We start from the raw sequence: 14,390 nt of genomic DNA, 5'->3' as shown, positions 1-14,390 counted from the left end.
TGGTCGTCGACGCCGTCAGCCTGGACCTGCTGGCGGGGTCCGAACTGGACTACACGGACGAGCTGATCGGCAGCCATTTCGCGGTGCGGAACCCGAACGCCAAGTCCGCGTGCGGCTGCGGGACCAGTTTCTCGATCGACTGAGCCGCCGGCATCAGACGGGCAGGTAGACGACCGCGAGGCAGGCCAGGATCACCGCTGCCGGCCCCGGCGCGGGGTCACGCGCCCAGCGTTCCGCCTGAGCGATCACGGCCATGACCGCCATGCCCAGCAGCGCATGGCCGGACAGCACCCCCGCCAGCATCATCGGCCCGCAGGCCAGCAGGCAATCGCCGCCGCGCGCCACGCCCAGCACGAAGCAATCCCGATCGGCCGCCCATCCGTCCCCGGCCAGCGGCCGGACCCGGTGGCAGCGGCGCACCGCCCGCCGGCGCAGCGGCGCAAACTGCCAGGCGGCGGCCAGAAAGTAGGCCGCGACGCACAGCGCCTGGATCGGCCAGGCCGCCAGCAGCGCCGCGATCACCGGTGCGGCCGCCATCCCGCCCGCCAGCCACACCCCGAGCACGCCGCCCAGGCTCAATGTCATCGCCCGGTACCGCCTGGCGCGCAGGCTGCGGAGCGCGACGTACCGCAGCAACCCGGCGCTCATCGGCGGGACCATGGCCGTCACCATCAGCACCCAGGGGACCAGCACCGTCCATGGGACGATCCCCTTCGGCGCGTCCGTCCCGGCAGCGAGGCACAACGGCCAGGCGCCTTCACGCGCAGACCCCAGGGCGGACGCCAGTCCCGAAGCGTCCCACCCCATCGCCATCCACGCGCAACCCGCCAGCGGAACCACGAACCACGCCGCGTCCGCGCCGACCCAGGCGTCGAACAGACGGGTCAGCGCCCCGCCGTCACGGTCCGGACTGGATACCTGTTTGGTCATGATTAGCGACTGTGCTTCCCCGCCATGACACGGGACGGTCCGCGTCAGCCATGACGGGGCACCTGTCCGCATCAGCTATAATAGATGCTCAGCCGGCCGATATTCAGCCGCGTCTCGGGATGCGCATGGGCGATCTCGGCGGAGCGGGTCGGGCGGATGGTGACCTCCAGGTCCTGGCCGTTCCAGCCGTCCCGCCGCAGCAGCTCGATCGGCCGGGTGATGTTCAGCACCGAGGTGATGCCGTTCCCGCCGGCATGGCTGTCCGGCTGGGTGGCCTTGGCGACCCCGAAGGTGGAGATCATGCCGGCGAACACCCCCTGCCCGGTCTCGCCCCGGCGGCGGAGGAACACCTGGTAGCTGCCGGACCTGCCGGCGCCGGTCATGTGCTCGACATGCAGCATCACGCGGTGCGGCCGGCCGGGCACGCTGGGGACGGCGGCCATCGCGGTGGCGTGGGCCTGCGGATCGAACTTGATGGGCGTGGCGTTCTCGCCCAGCGTGATGGGGATGTTGGGCTGGCTGAACGCCACCATGCTGGCGTGGGCGGCGGCAGGGGATGGGGCCGGCGTCATGGCCGCGATCGACGGCCCGGCCGCCGGCTGGGCAAAGGGGTCCGAGATGTCGTCGTATCTGTACCCATGCAGCACCTTGCTGGTGTCCAGCATATCACCCGGCGTGAACGACACCACGCGATTGTTCGCGCCATGGACCTGGAACGTGATTCCCGTCCGCCAGTTCGCCCCGGTCGGATTGCCGGTCGAGCCCGGGCGGTTCACCCACACCTCCCACAGCCGGTCGATATTGGCGTGGTGCAGCCAGAAGATCGGATCGGCCGCGGCGGTGTCGGGATCGCCCATCCAGCCGCCGACGTCGACATGCACATGGTTGTGCGGCGTATCCTCCAGCCCGCCGTTCACGCCGGGCGTGTCGCCATGGTGGAACCCGGTCGACAGGCCGCCGAACCCCGGATCGCCGGAGGCGGCGGAGCCTTCGTAATCGGTCTCGGTCAGCACATCGAGGTTGACGGTGTTGACGTCGAGCTCGACCTGTCCGTTCGCCACGTTGCGCCCGTCGACCCAGAGCGGGTTGATCCCGCCATGCTGGTCGTTCTTGTCAAGAAATGGCTTGGGCAGGAAGCGGGCCTGGCTGTCGGTCGCGTCGCTGTAGTTCCAGTAGGGCAGCGCCCAGCCGTCGGGACCGCCCAGGCTGACGACGGTGGCGGCGATGACTTCCTCGAAACACGCCAGGTAGCCGCGGTGCCAGGGGAGGAAATACCAGGTCTGGTGCTGGCATTGGTTCCAGAACGTGGCGACGTCCTGGCGCGACGGTTCCGGGGTCGCCTGCAGGCCTTCGGCAGTGCGTTGGCGCTGGCTGGCGGGGATTCCGTGGACGGCGGCCATATACCACCAGCTCGACGACTGGTCCAAGGCATCCTGTTTCAGCTTCTCGACGGCCCTGGCGTACCAGAACAGGTCGTCGTTCACGCCGGTCAGGGTTTTGACGTTTTTCCGGGTTCTGACGGACGTGATCGTGGCGGAAGCCGCTGACGTGCTGGCGCCCATGGTTCAGCCCTCCCCATTACTTGGATGAATCCATGTTGCCACATTCTTTTCAGGATTGAAAGTCTCGTCTCCCGCCGGTAATGCCTCGGATCGGATTTCGGAATAGGGTGGTTTCGCGACGGTCCCGTTTCGAGCAGTCTGCCGATCGGAAAGTCGAACTGCCAGCGTGACATTCGACGCTTGACCCGCCCGTTCAAGCGCGACCCATTTTCCCATCGAAGCAAAACGGAGACAGCAAAGTGCCGCGCACTCCCCTGATGCAGACCCTGCGGCGTATCAGTCGCCCCGCGCCCCCTCTCACCCGCCGCGGGTTCCTCACGACCGCCACCTCGGCCGCGCTGCTTCCCGCAACCGGCCTTGCGGCTACGATCAAGATCGCGGTCGTCGGTGCCGGCCTCGCCGGACTTACGGCTGCCTATGAGCTGAAAAAGGCCGGCTACGCACCACGCATCTACGAGGCCTCGAGACGCCTCGGCGGACGCTGCTACTCGGCGCGCGGCATCTTCGCCGATGGCCAGGTCGCCGAGCATGGCGGTGAATTCTTCGACTCAGGCCACACGGAAATCATTGCGCTTGCCAAGGAACTCGGCCTCATGCTGGATGACGTGCTGGCCGCAACGCCGAAGGACACGCACCCGATCTACGTATCGGCCGGCAAGCCTTACACCCTTGCCCAAGCGACGAAGGATTGGCAACCGCTGTACCCTGTGCTGCAAGCCCAGGTGAAAGCGATCGGCCAGCCTAGCTGGCGCCACGCCACGCCGGCGGCGAAGAAGTTCGACGCGATGACGATCACCGATTGGATCGCCGCCTACGTCCCCGGCGGCGCTACCGGCCAGCTTGGCGAGTTGATCGCCACCGCCTTCACCGAGGAGAACGCCGCCGACTCCGAGCAGCAGAGCGCGCTGAATGTGATAGGCACGCTCGCCGAGGACCGGCGTGATAATTTCAATCTCTACTACACGGACAGCGACCAGCGCTTCCACACCCGTGGCGGCAACGACCAGATCCCGACCCGACTGGGCGAGAAGCTGGCAGCCAACATCCACACCGGCGCGAAGCTGACCGCGATCAGGCAGATGCCGAACGGAAAGATGCGCCTGACCTTCGACGGCGCGCCCGAGGAGACCTTCGATCGCGTCATCGTCGCAATCCCCTTCGCGGTGATCCGCGAGGCGGTGGATATCGACCATGCCGGCTTTCGGCCGATGAAGCGCCAGGCAATCGCGAAGCTGCCGATCGGCGCGTCTGTGAAGTGCCAGCTTCAGTTCGCCAACAGGGCCTGGACCCCGCTCGGCTGCACCGGCGAAACCCGGCTGCCGTCAAAATATTTCCAGACCACCTGGGAGGTGACGCGCGCCCAGCCAGGCACGCCCGGCATCATCAACTTCTTCTCCGGCGGCAGCCGTGCCCGCGCTGCCGGGGCGCTCGACAACCGGGCCCTCGCCGCGGCCTGCCTGCGCGATATCGAGGCGGTGATTCCCGGCATCAGCGCGCTGTGGAATGGGCGGATGACGAACGACCCGTGGCACAAGAACCCGCTTTCGCGCGGCAGCTACACATTCTACCCGCCGGGCTACCAGACGACGCTGCTGGGCATCGAGTCGGAGCCGGAGGGCAACTGTTTCTTCGCCGGCGAGCACACGGCCCCCGAACCGGGGTTTATGAACGCGGGCGTGGTTTCGGGCCAGCGCGCGGCGCGGCAACTCGTGGGCGCCACGCACCAATGAGATTGCGGTCGGCGATGACCCGTATCGTTACGGGCCGTCGCTCAGGACGAATCCGAATCTCATGCAGACGCCCCGATAGTTTGGGCCAAGGCCATCAAGCTGCCGCCGGACAGGGCGTTCATTGCGAATCGGACGAGCGGGCGATCCGGCAACTACATAATATAATGCTATCGTCATCATACTTGTACGAATCTGACACATAGGCCTGCTAGGCGGGCCTTTTCAGATGTAACGGTCGCCGCTTCGCCCGGTTCTCCCAGGTCCGCTCACCCATGATGATCGTGTTCAACCCCGTCGCGGGCAAGCGGCGAGCGCAGTTGCTCTGGCGCGTGCTCGACGTCCTGCTTGAGCACGGTGTCCGCGTGGACCTCGCCGAGACGCAGCGGCCAGGGCATGCCAGCGACCTCGCGCGTGAGGCCGCACACCGCGGCGAGGCCCTGGTGGTGGCGGCCGGCGGCGATGGAACGATCGCCGAAGTTGCGAACGGATTGATCGGCACCGATACCCGGCTCGGGATCATCCCGCTCGGTACCGCGAATGTTCTAGCCCATGAGATGGGGTTGCCGTTCACGCCGCGTACCGTGGCCGCCGCCCTGGGGTTTGGGCGGACCAAGCGGCTTTGGCCTGGCCAGGCCGTCAATGGAAACGACATCCGGCTCTTCGTGCAGATGCTGAGCGTCGGTTTTGACGCGTCAGTGGTGCAGAACCTGCCATTCCCGTTGAAGAAGGCTCTCGGCAAGGGCGCCTACGTCGTACAGTCAATCCGCGAGATGGCCCGGTATCGCTTTCCGCCCATTCAGCTTCGAATCGACGACGCGGAAACCGAGGCTGCTGGCGTCATCATCAGCAAGGGGCGCCTGTATGGAGGCACCTACCGGCTGGCGCATGCCGCCGACCCGTCCGAACCTGGCTTTTCCGTCGTGCTGTTCGACCACAGTTCTGCAGCCGCCGTCGCACTCTATGGTTTGCTTCTGCCGCTCAACCTGCTTGGCCGGGCCCCCGGCGTACGGCAGGTGCGGGCGCGGCGCATCGAGTTCCTCGGCGAACGCTTCATGCCGGCGCAGACCGATGGCGACTCGGCCGGCGTTGCGCCGCGCTTGGTGATCGACGCGGCAGCACCGATCCGGATCGTCGCCGGCTGATTGGCGGACCGGACGAAAATCTCCTGCGCAGCATCGGGCGGCCGACGTGACACCCCTGCCGGCGTGGCCGATGCTGCCGTGATCGATGGAGGACGACGATGCCCTGGACAGCCGACGATGCCGAACGGCACACCCACAAGGCGACGACACGTGAACTGCAGGAACTCTGGGCCCAAATCGCCAATGACTGCCTCGAACGGACCGGCGACGAAGGCCGAGCGATCCGGGAGGCGAACGCCGTGATCGCTCGGCAGGACCGAACCGGACCGTGACGTCCCCTACCCCGCTTCGTGCGGATTGAACGGCGTCGTGAACACCCCCCGCGGCATCATCAGCGGATAGGTCCCGCGCGCCTGGAACTGTCCATACCCCGGCTCCACGTGCCGCTTGCCCGCATCCATCACCACCTGACCGCGCACCAGCGTCGTCACCGGCCAGCCGGTCAGGCCCATGCCCTCGAACGGCGTATGGTCCACCTGGTGGTGCAGGTCCTCGTTCCGCACCACGCGCGTCAAGCCCGGGTCCCAGATGCCGATATCCGCGTCCATCCCCGGCGCGATCGAACCCTTGCGCGGATGCAGCCCGAACAGCTTGGCGGGGTTGGTCGCGGTGATCGCGACGAAAGTCTGCAGGTCGATCCGCCCCTTGCCCACGCCCTCCGAGAACAGGAACGGCATCCGCGTCTCCAGCCCCGGCACGCCGTTCGGGATCTTGGAGAACGGCGACACCTTGGCGATCGCCTGCTTCCCCGTCTCGCCGCCGAAGAAGTAGGGCGCGTGGTCGGACGACACGATCCCCAGCGTGCCCAGGCGGATATGCTTCCACAGCGCGTCCCGGTCCGCGGCCGAATGCGGGGCGGGGCTGAAGATGAACTTCGCCCCCTCCTGACCCGGCTTGTCCAGGTCGTCCTGAGTGAAGGCCAGGTATTGCGGGCAGGTCTCGGCGAACACCTTCACCCCGCGGCCCTGGGCGCGGCGGATCTCCTCGGCGCCTTCTTCGGAGCTGACATGGAAGATCTGGATCGGCACGTCGACGATCTCGGCCAGCGCGATGACGCGCTGGATCGCCTCGCGCTCCACGATCGCGGGCTTGCACCAGGCATGGTATTTGGCGTCCGTCAGCCCCGCGGCCTCCAGCTTCGCGGTCATCCAGCGGATCGCGGCGTGGTTCTCGGCGTGGATCACCACGAAGGCCTGGTTCTTCCGCGCCGCCGTCATGACCGTCAGCACCTGGTCGTCGGTCAGGAAGCTCGGTTCATAGGTCAGGAACATCTTGATCGAGCGATGGCCGGCCGCCACCAGCGGCGGCAGTTCCTGCTCGATCACCGCCGGCGTCGGGTTGGTGATGATGACGTGGAACGTGTAGTCGATCACCGATTTTCGGGCACGCGCATGGTAGTCCTCGGCCCGTTCCTTGATCCCGCCCTGCGTCTTGAACTGCGGCGAGAAGCAGATCACGCAGGTCGTGCCGCCGAACGCCGCCGAGGTCGTCGCCGTCTCGAACGTATCGGCATTCGTATTGCCGTCAGGGCGCGGCTGTTCGATGTGGCAATGACTGTCGACGCCGCCGGGCAGCACCAGCTTGCCGGTCGCGTCGATCTCCTGCGCCGCACTGCCCAAAGCCGAACCGATCGCCGCGACCTTGCCGTCGCGGATGGCGACGTCGCACAGCGCGGAGTCGGTCGCCGTCACCACGGTGCCGTTGCGGATGATCACGTCGTACGTCGGCATGGCGGGCCCTTTCCCAATGCGCGCCAAGCCTATCCGACGCTGCCGCGGTTGCAAGCGTGCCGCCGTCTCTGTGCCGGCCTTCTGCGTCGCGGCCGAACGGTGGCCGGGCGAGCCGGTCATCGCGATCGACGCGGCCATCCGGTGGCAGGCGCCGCGGATGAACGGGACCGCCGGTTTCGGCGGGCTGGCGGAGACGAACGCGGCCTATGCCGTCGCTTCTTCCTGATCGGGGAAGGCGAGGCCCTCATAGATCTCCGAGACAGGGATCTCGATGCCGATTTCGGGCATCCGCAGGATATCCTCGCCGGTCAGGACGGTGGTACGCCAGGTCTGGTCAGCGGTCTCCCGCTCCATGACGGTCAGATCGACGCTGGACGATTCCAGGATGACGTAGCGCCGGATGGACGGGACAGCGGCGTATTCGCGGACCTTGACGATACGATCGATCCGGCTGGAGTTCGGGCTGACGACCTCGAAGACCACGACGACGCCCGGGACCTTCTGCCCTTGGGGATCGAAGCGGGAGCAGGTGACGAGGGCGTCGGGATACCGGATGGCGGTGTTGACGGTCTCGATGCCTGCATCGGGGCCGAGGGGGCGGCAACCGCTGTTGCGCAGCCGGCCATGGAGGGCGGTGATCAGGTTGACGCCGATGGCGGAGGCGCCGTTGGTGCCGCCGGTCATGGCGACAGGCTGGAAGCCGTCGAACTCGTACCGTCTTTCCTGGGTCGAAGCCCAGGCGAAGAACTGCTCCTGGGTCCAAGGCTGGCGGAGAGGTGCGTTCATGGCGGGACTGTAGCACGGGACGGCACGGAATGCTGCCGGCGAAATCACCGCCTCGGGCATGGTGGTCCGACGACATCGGTTGCGGTCCCGCCCGATTGCTCAAAAGAAAATATTGCTATCATGGCAAAAATGCCTATAGTTGTGGAAATCACCTTATGGACCCGCATCCCGTGCAGATCACAGACCTCCCCGCCGCGTTCCTCCGGACCATCCTCCACCACATCGCCGCCCTTCTGCTGCAAGGCGCGAACGGCGATTACCAGGAGGCGCTGGAAGCCGCCGAAAAGGTCATCCTCGGTCAGGCCCCGCGCAACGACGCCGAACTCCGCCTCGTCGCTCGGGTCATCAGCTTCACGCTGCAATCCAGCGAGGCGCTGGCCCAGGCCGCCCAGCCGGACATGCCCCTGAACCGCGTGCTGCGCCTGCGCAGCGGGGCCGTCTCCCTGGCACGCGAGGTCACCAAGGCCGAACGGGCGTTGGAGAGACGCCGCGCGGCCGGCCCGGACCAGTCGGAGCAGCCTCGATCCGAACCCGAACCGTCCCCCGCGCCATCCGTCGAGAAGGTCGGCGTGCTGATCCAGGAGAACCGCACCGTCGCGGCCTATGCCAAGGCGCACGGCATCAGTTTCTCCGAGGCCCTGCGCCGTCGCGAGCGTGACAAGCGCGTTGCGGAACGGGAACGCAAGAAGGCCATTCAGGCCACGGCCAGCGCCGCCGCCGCACCCGCCTGAGTACCAAAGGGCCGCGGCCGATTCGGCGCCACCTGGTTTCAGATGTCTCCACCAAAAGGGTTTTCCGGAATTGACGACCGCGCGGGAGCGCCTTATCCGCTTACGGACAGCATTGGTCGGGTCTGGGATCGACGGCGGTTTCGGTTCGCAAGCCCACTGGTGGATTGCCGGGGCGTCGTGCCATCAATCGGCGCCTCGGGTGCAAGGAGCGGCTGGCGAATGGATTCGATGGAAGTCAACAAGGCCATAGCGGCGGTCCTGGTCGCCGGTATCACCTTTTTTGTCGCGGGAACGATCGGGGCGAACCTGGTCACCGAAACCCGTCCGGCAAAAACCGCCATCGACATCCAGGTGCCGGACACCTCTTCCTCGAAGCCCGCGGCCCCGGCGCCGCTGCCTGCCATCGGCCCGCTGCTGGCGAAGGCCGACCTGAAAGCCGGCGAAGACTACGTCAAGAAGGTCTGCACCGCCTGCCACACCTTCGACGAGGGCGGCAAGGCCGGCGTCGGCCCCAACCTGTATGGCATCGTCGGCGACCCGCACGCCCATATGCAGGGCTTCAGCTACTCCGACGCGCTCAAGTCCAAGAAGGGGCCCTGGACCTATGACGAGTTGAACGAGTGGCTGCACCAGCCCTCGGCCTACGCGCCCGGCACCCGCATGTCCTTCCCCGGCATCAAGAACGACCAGCAGCGGGCGGACGTGATCGATTACCTGCATACGCTGTCGCACAACCCTGAACCGCTGCCGCCCGCGACCGCCCCTGCCCCGACGCCGCCGCCGGCCGGCGCCGCCCCCGCGCCGGGCGCAGCCCAGGCGCAGCCGACGATCGACACGCTGCTGGCCTCGGCCGACCCCAAGGCCGGCGAGGCGGATACGAAGAAGTTGGGCTGCATCGCCTGCCATACCTTCAACCAGGGCGGCAACGTGCTGATCGGTCCGAACCTCTACGGCGTGGTCGGCCGGGACCAGGCGCATGTGTCCGGCTTCGACTACTCGCCCGCGCTGAAGAGCAAGGGCGGCAAGTGGACCTATGACCAGTTGGACAAGTGGCTGACCAACCCCGCGGCCTATGCGCCCGGCACCCGCATGACCTTCGTCGGGATCAAGAACCCGAAGGAACGGGCCGACGTGATCGACTACCTGCGGACCCTGGCGGCCAACCCCGAACCGCTGCCCGCCAAGCCCTGATCAGACCTGTCACGCCTCGCCCGGCCACGGGCGAGGCCGACGGTCCGCCGTGTCCTGATCGGACCTGACCGACCGTCCGTGGTCCGCAACGCCGATAGCGTCAAAGCCGTGGACGATCGGCCCGGGGCCACGCCTGAAGCGCCGGCCCCTTACGCCCGTCCCGTGCCGGTGATCATGTGGTAGAGCCACAACACCACCACGGCGCCGATCACCGCGACCACCATGCTGTAGATGTTGAACCCGGTTACGCCCGCGGCGCCAAACAGATTGAAGATGAAGCCACCCACCACGCCGCCGACGATGCCGAGGATGATGTCGAGGAAGAACCCCTCTCCGCTCTTGTTGACGATCTTGCTGGCGATGAAGCCGGCGATCAGTCCCAGGATGATCCACCCGATGATAGACATTGCCTCTCTCCTACTCGTTGCCTGACCCGGACGAGTTGCGACGGGTCGTGCAACGATAACCGCCACGCCCGGATCGCTTTGGTCACTTTTCCGAAACACGCCCGGCCTGAGCCCAGCCATGCGCGCTGCTCAACCGTCCATCCCGCGGCGCCACGCCGATCGTGACTTCGACGCACCGTCCAAACATGCCATGAGTTGCCCAAGCTGCCGGCACAGGCAGCCGAGGCTGGGCAGGAATTCGAACCAAGAGGCGCCATATTCCCATGAGACGGGACATCGATTCGCCCTATGCGTGGCTGCGCCTGGCGATCGCCCTGGTCATCTCGGGGATCGGCGGCGTCGGAATGTGGTCCGTCGTCGTTTCGCTTCCTGCCGTGCAGGCCGGTTTCGGCGCCGACCGTGGCGCGGCCACCCTGCCCTATACCTGCGTTTCCGTCGGTATCGGCCTGGGCAGCCTGCTGATGGGCCGCCTGCTGGACCGCGTGGGACTGATCAAGCCATTGCTCATCGGCGCGACCACCTTGGGGGCCGGCTACGTGCTCGCGTCCCTGTCCGGCAGCATCCGCACCTATGCGGCGATCCACTTGTTCATCGGCATGTTCGGTTCCGCGGCCACGTTCGTGCCGATCGTCTCCGACATCTCCCTGTGGTTCGAGCGGCGGCGCGGCATCGCCGTCGCGCTGGCCTCCTCCGGCAGCTATGTGGCGGGCGTTTTCTGGCCGTCGCTGATCGAACTGATGATCCAGGCCCATGGCTGGCGCTACGCCCATCTGATGATCGGCATCATCTGCGTCGTCACCATCCCGCCTTTGGCCCTGCTGCTGCGCGGCCCCGGACCGAGCCGCGCACCGGGGGCGCCGCCGCCGTTGGCACCGCGGCGGCGGGTCGACCTGCCGCCGAGGACCCTGCAGGCGCTGCTTGCGGTCGCCGGCCTCGCCTGCTGCGTGGCGATGTCGATGCCGCAAGTGCATATCGTCGCCTATTGCGGCGACCTGGGTTACGGCGCCGCCAGCGGCGCCCGCATGCTGTCGCTGATGCTGGGCTTCGGCATCGTCAGCCGCATCGCCTCGGGCTTCCTGTCCGACCGGGTCGGCGGGCTGGTGACGCTGCTGATCGGATCGGTCGCGCAGATGGTCGCGCTGCTGCTCTACCTCTCGATGGATGGGCTGGCCGAACTGTACGTCATCTCCTCGCTGTTCGGGTTGTTCCAGGGCGGCCTGGTGCCCAGCTACGCGATCATCGTGCGGGAGAACTTCCCGGCCGGCCAGACCGGATCGCGCGTCGGGCTGATCCTGACGATGACCCTTCTGGGCATGGGGCTGGGCGGCTGGATGTCCGGGGTCATCTATGACTGGACCGGCTCTTACCTCGCGGCCTTCGCCAACGGGGTCGCCTGGAATGTCGGTCATCTGATGATCACATTGTTCCTGCTGTCCCGCTCTTACGCCCCCACCCGGCAGGGCGCCCCGCGCTCGGCCGTGCCGCTGGTCGTGGGGGGCAACGGCCGGTAGCCTCTCGACGCTTGGCGCCCGAGGCCCCATCTTGGGGTACAGAGGTAGAACTGATGTCCCAGACCCTGCTGCGCGACCCGCCCGCCCTGTTCATGCCCCAGAAGCAGCCGGCCAAGCCGGTGACCCGGACGCTGGAGGTGGTGTCCGAGTACCAGCCCGCCGGCGACCAGCCGACCGCGATCGCCGACCTGACCCGCGGCATCCAGACCGCCGAACGCGACCAGGTGCTGCTGGGCGTCACCGGTTCGGGCAAGACCTTCACCATGGCCAAGGTGATCGAGGCGGTGCAGAAGCCCACGCTGATCCTGGCGCCCAACAAGACGCTGGCGGCCCAGCTTTACGGGGAGATGAAGAGCTTCTTCCCGAACAACGCGGTCGAGTATTTCGTCAGCTACTACGACTACTACCAGCCCGAGGCCTATGTTCCGCGCACCGATACGTATATCGAGAAGGACGCGCAGATCAACGAGCAGATCGACCGGATGCGCCACGCGGCGACCCAGTCGCTGCTGGAACGGAACGATGTCGTCGTCGTCGCCTCGGTCTCCTGCATCTACGGTATCGGCTCCGTGGAGACCTATGCCCGCATGGTCGCCAAGCTGGAGGTCGGCGGGCGGATCGACCGGGACGCGCTGGCCAAGGCGCTGGTGGACCTTCAGTACCGGCGCAACGACATGGCTTTCGCCCGTGGCAGCTTCCGCCTGCGCGGGGAGATCGTCGACATCTTCCCCAGCCATTACGAAGACCGCGCCTGGCGCATCAGCCTGTTCGGCGACGAGATCGACGCGGTGCAGGAATTCGACCCGCTGACCGGCGAGAAGACGGCCGACCTGAAGGAGATCACCGTCTATGCCAACAGCCACTACGTCACGCCGCGCCCGACGCTGACCCAGGCGATCAAGGACATCAAAATCGAGCTGAAGGAACGGCTGGCGGAGCTGAACGCCGCCGGCAAGCTGCTGGAAGCGCAACGACTTGAACAACGGACTGTCTTCGACATCGAAATGATGGAGACGACCGGATCCTGCAAGGGGATCGAGAACTACTCGCGCTACCTGACCGGACGCGAGCCGGGCGACCCGCCGCCGACGCTGTTCGAGTATCTGCCGGAAAACGCGCTGCTGATCGTCGACGAAAGCCACGTCACCGTGCCGCAGATCGGCGGCATGTTCCGGGGCGACTTCAACCGCAAGACCGTGCTGTCGGAATTCGGCTTCCGCCTGCCGTCCTGCGTCGACAACCGGCCGCTGAAGTTCGAGGAATGGGAACGGTTCCGGCCGATGACGATCTTCGTCTCCGCCACCCCCGGCCCATGGGAGATGGAGCGGACCGGCGGCGTGTTCACCGAACAGGTCATCCGTCCGACCGGCCTGATCGATCCCGTCACGGAGATCCGCCCCGTCGAGCACCAGGTCGACGACCTGCTGCACGAATGCAAATCCGTCGCCGAACGCGGCGGCCGGGTACTGGTCACCACGCTGACCAAGCGCATGGCGGAGCAGTTGACCGAGTACCTGACCGAATATGGCGTCAAGGTCCGCTACCTGCATTCCGACATCGATACGTTGGAGCGGATCGAGATCATCCGGGACCTGCGCCTGGGCGTGTTCGACGTGCTGGTCGGCATCAACCTGCTGCGTGAGGGCCTGGACATTCCCGAATGCGCGCTGGTCGCGATCCTGGATGCGGACAAGGAAGGTTTCCTTCGTTCCCAAACCTCGCTGATCCAGACGATCGGCCGAGCGGCTCGGAATGTGGATGGAAGGGTGATTTTGTACGCGGATACGATGACGCGGTCGTTGCGTATAGCGATCGAGGAAACGGAACGGCGCCGCACCAAGCAACGGGCGTGGAACGAGGCGAACGGCATCACCCCGACCTCCATCCGTCGGCAGATCGGCAACGTGCTGGAAAGCGTGTTCGAGCAGGATTACGTCACCGTCGCCCCGATCAAGGACACCGAAGCGACGGAATTCGTGGGCAAGGACTTGAAGTCCTCGATCGCCGATCTTGAGAAGCGCATGCGCGCCGCCGCCGCCAACCTGGAGTTCGAGCAGGCCGCCAGGCTGCGCGACGAGATCAAGCGGTTGGAGGCGCTGGAGTTGGGATTGCCCGAACCGCCGCGTCCCAGCGCGTCGCTGCGGCCGCGCGCCGACCGGACACCGGAGCCGATGGGACCCGGCGGTGGCGGCTACGATCCGTCTAAGCGCCGGGGCCGGATGCGGCGGAAGGGTCCGTAGTCGTTACGCCTGTAACGCTACCCCTCCCCTGGCGCGCTACGTGTCGGAGGCCGTGGCCCACAGCCATAGTTTGCGGGCCTGGCGCATGATCCAATACCGTTCCCGCAGTTCCGCCCGCATCAGCGTCCGGACGAGCGCCGGCTGCTCCCAGGGCACGTCGTGATAGCCGCTGCGCAGGAAATGGCTGGAAGGGTCGCGTCGCCAGGTATCCGGGAAGTAGACGATGATGTCGCGTTCGGTCCGCGGTGGTCTCTCGCGCAACGATCTATTCGCCAGCCTGGCCACCAACGCCTCCGCCAGGTCGTGCGGGGGGTTCAGCCGTACCGCGCAGATGGGGGTATTGCGCGGGTTCATTTCGATCATGTAGGCATTGCCGGTGGCGGCTTCGATCATGAAGTCGAACCCGATGAGACCGGACAGGCCCAGGGCC

Annotated in this window: 13 protein-coding genes and 1 pseudogene; 8 read left to right on the top strand and 6 right to left on the bottom strand. The window is 66.6% G+C overall.

Features of this window, described 5'->3' with window-relative positions:
* Positions 1-153: 153 nt before the first annotated feature.
* Positions 154-930, bottom strand: coding sequence for a DUF2182 domain-containing protein (locus VHB27_RS00205; protein WP_325596446.1), 777 nt, complete (start codon positions 928-930; stop codon positions 154-156).
* Positions 931-1,001: 71 nt separating this feature from the next.
* Positions 1,002-2,492, bottom strand: coding sequence for a tyrosinase family protein (locus VHB27_RS00200; protein WP_325596444.1), 1,491 nt, complete (start codon positions 2,490-2,492; stop codon positions 1,002-1,004).
* A gap of 239 nt (positions 2,493-2,731) precedes the next feature.
* On the opposite strand from VHB27_RS00200, the gene VHB27_RS00195 reads away from it, so the two are divergent.
* The 3 genes from VHB27_RS00195 to VHB27_RS00185 all read left to right on the top strand — a co-directional run bounded on the left by VHB27_RS00195 (position 2,732) and on the right by VHB27_RS00185 (position 5,636).
* Positions 2,732-4,222 carry a flavin monoamine oxidase family protein gene (locus tag VHB27_RS00195; RefSeq protein WP_325596439.1) on the top strand — a complete coding sequence of 497 codons (1,491 nt, stop codon included), beginning with the start codon at positions 2,732-2,734 and terminating at the stop codon, positions 4,220-4,222.
* Positions 4,223-4,494: 272 nt separating this feature from the next.
* On the top strand, positions 4,495-5,364 hold the full coding sequence (locus tag VHB27_RS00190; protein WP_325596437.1) for a diacylglycerol/lipid kinase family protein: 870 nt from the start codon (positions 4,495-4,497) through the stop codon (positions 5,362-5,364).
* A gap of 98 nt (positions 5,365-5,462) precedes the next feature.
* Positions 5,463-5,636, top strand: a complete 174-nt coding sequence (locus VHB27_RS00185; RefSeq protein ID WP_325596435.1) for a hypothetical protein — start codon at positions 5,463-5,465, stop codon at positions 5,634-5,636.
* Between the two features lie 6 nt (positions 5,637-5,642).
* Here the strand turns inward: VHB27_RS00185 and hydA are convergent, their stop codons facing one another.
* Positions 5,643-7,094, bottom strand: coding sequence for a dihydropyrimidinase (gene hydA / locus VHB27_RS00180; protein WP_325596433.1), 1,452 nt, complete (start codon positions 7,092-7,094; stop codon positions 5,643-5,645).
* A gap of 16 nt (positions 7,095-7,110) precedes the next feature.
* Between hydA and VHB27_RS00175 the strand changes: the two genes are divergently transcribed.
* Positions 7,111-7,320 carry a hypothetical protein gene (locus tag VHB27_RS00175; RefSeq protein WP_325596431.1) on the top strand — a complete coding sequence of 70 codons (210 nt, stop codon included), beginning with the start codon at positions 7,111-7,113 and terminating at the stop codon, positions 7,318-7,320.
* Here VHB27_RS00175 and VHB27_RS00170 read toward each other — a convergent pair.
* Positions 7,299-7,880 carry a Uma2 family endonuclease gene (locus VHB27_RS00170; protein ID WP_325596429.1) on the bottom strand — a complete coding sequence of 194 codons (582 nt, stop codon included), beginning with the start codon at positions 7,878-7,880 and terminating at the stop codon, positions 7,299-7,301. The genes VHB27_RS00175 and VHB27_RS00170 overlap by 22 nt on opposite strands.
* A 155-nt stretch (positions 7,881-8,035) precedes the next feature.
* Between VHB27_RS00170 and VHB27_RS00165 the strand changes: the two genes are divergently transcribed.
* Together VHB27_RS00165 and VHB27_RS00160 are read left to right on the top strand one after the other, a co-directional pair.
* A complete protein-coding gene (locus VHB27_RS00165) occupies positions 8,036-8,611 on the top strand; it encodes a hypothetical protein (RefSeq protein WP_325596427.1) in 576 nt (191 codons plus the stop codon).
* A gap of 219 nt (positions 8,612-8,830) precedes the next feature.
* Positions 8,831-9,802, top strand: coding sequence for a c-type cytochrome (locus VHB27_RS00160; RefSeq protein ID WP_325596425.1), 972 nt, complete (start codon positions 8,831-8,833; stop codon positions 9,800-9,802).
* Between the two features lie 149 nt (positions 9,803-9,951).
* Here the strand turns inward: VHB27_RS00160 and VHB27_RS00155 are convergent, their stop codons facing one another.
* Positions 9,952-10,209, bottom strand: coding sequence for a GlsB/YeaQ/YmgE family stress response membrane protein (locus tag VHB27_RS00155; protein WP_325596423.1), 258 nt, complete (start codon positions 10,207-10,209; stop codon positions 9,952-9,954).
* Positions 10,210-10,472: 263 nt separating this feature from the next.
* Between VHB27_RS00155 and VHB27_RS00150 the strand changes: the two genes are divergently transcribed.
* Positions 10,473-11,720 carry an MFS transporter gene (locus VHB27_RS00150; protein ID WP_325596421.1) on the top strand — a complete coding sequence of 416 codons (1,248 nt, stop codon included), beginning with the start codon at positions 10,473-10,475 and terminating at the stop codon, positions 11,718-11,720.
* Between the two features lie 53 nt (positions 11,721-11,773).
* The gene (gene uvrB, locus VHB27_RS00145) at positions 11,774-13,960 is read left to right on the top strand and encodes an excinuclease ABC subunit UvrB (protein ID WP_325596418.1); all 2,187 of its coding nucleotides are present in this window, start codon (positions 11,774-11,776) and stop codon (positions 13,958-13,960) included.
* 36 nt (positions 13,961-13,996) lie between these two features.
* Here uvrB and VHB27_RS00140 read toward each other — a convergent pair.
* Positions 13,997-14,390 (bottom strand): annotated as a pseudogene (locus VHB27_RS00140) (hypothetical protein); the annotation flags it as partial.

The sequence above is a fragment of the Rhodopila sp. genome, from assembly GCF_035548235.1.
GTDB lineage: Bacteria > Pseudomonadota > Alphaproteobacteria > Acetobacterales > Acetobacteraceae > Rhodopila.
This window is presented reverse-complemented; position numbering and strand designations above follow the sequence as displayed.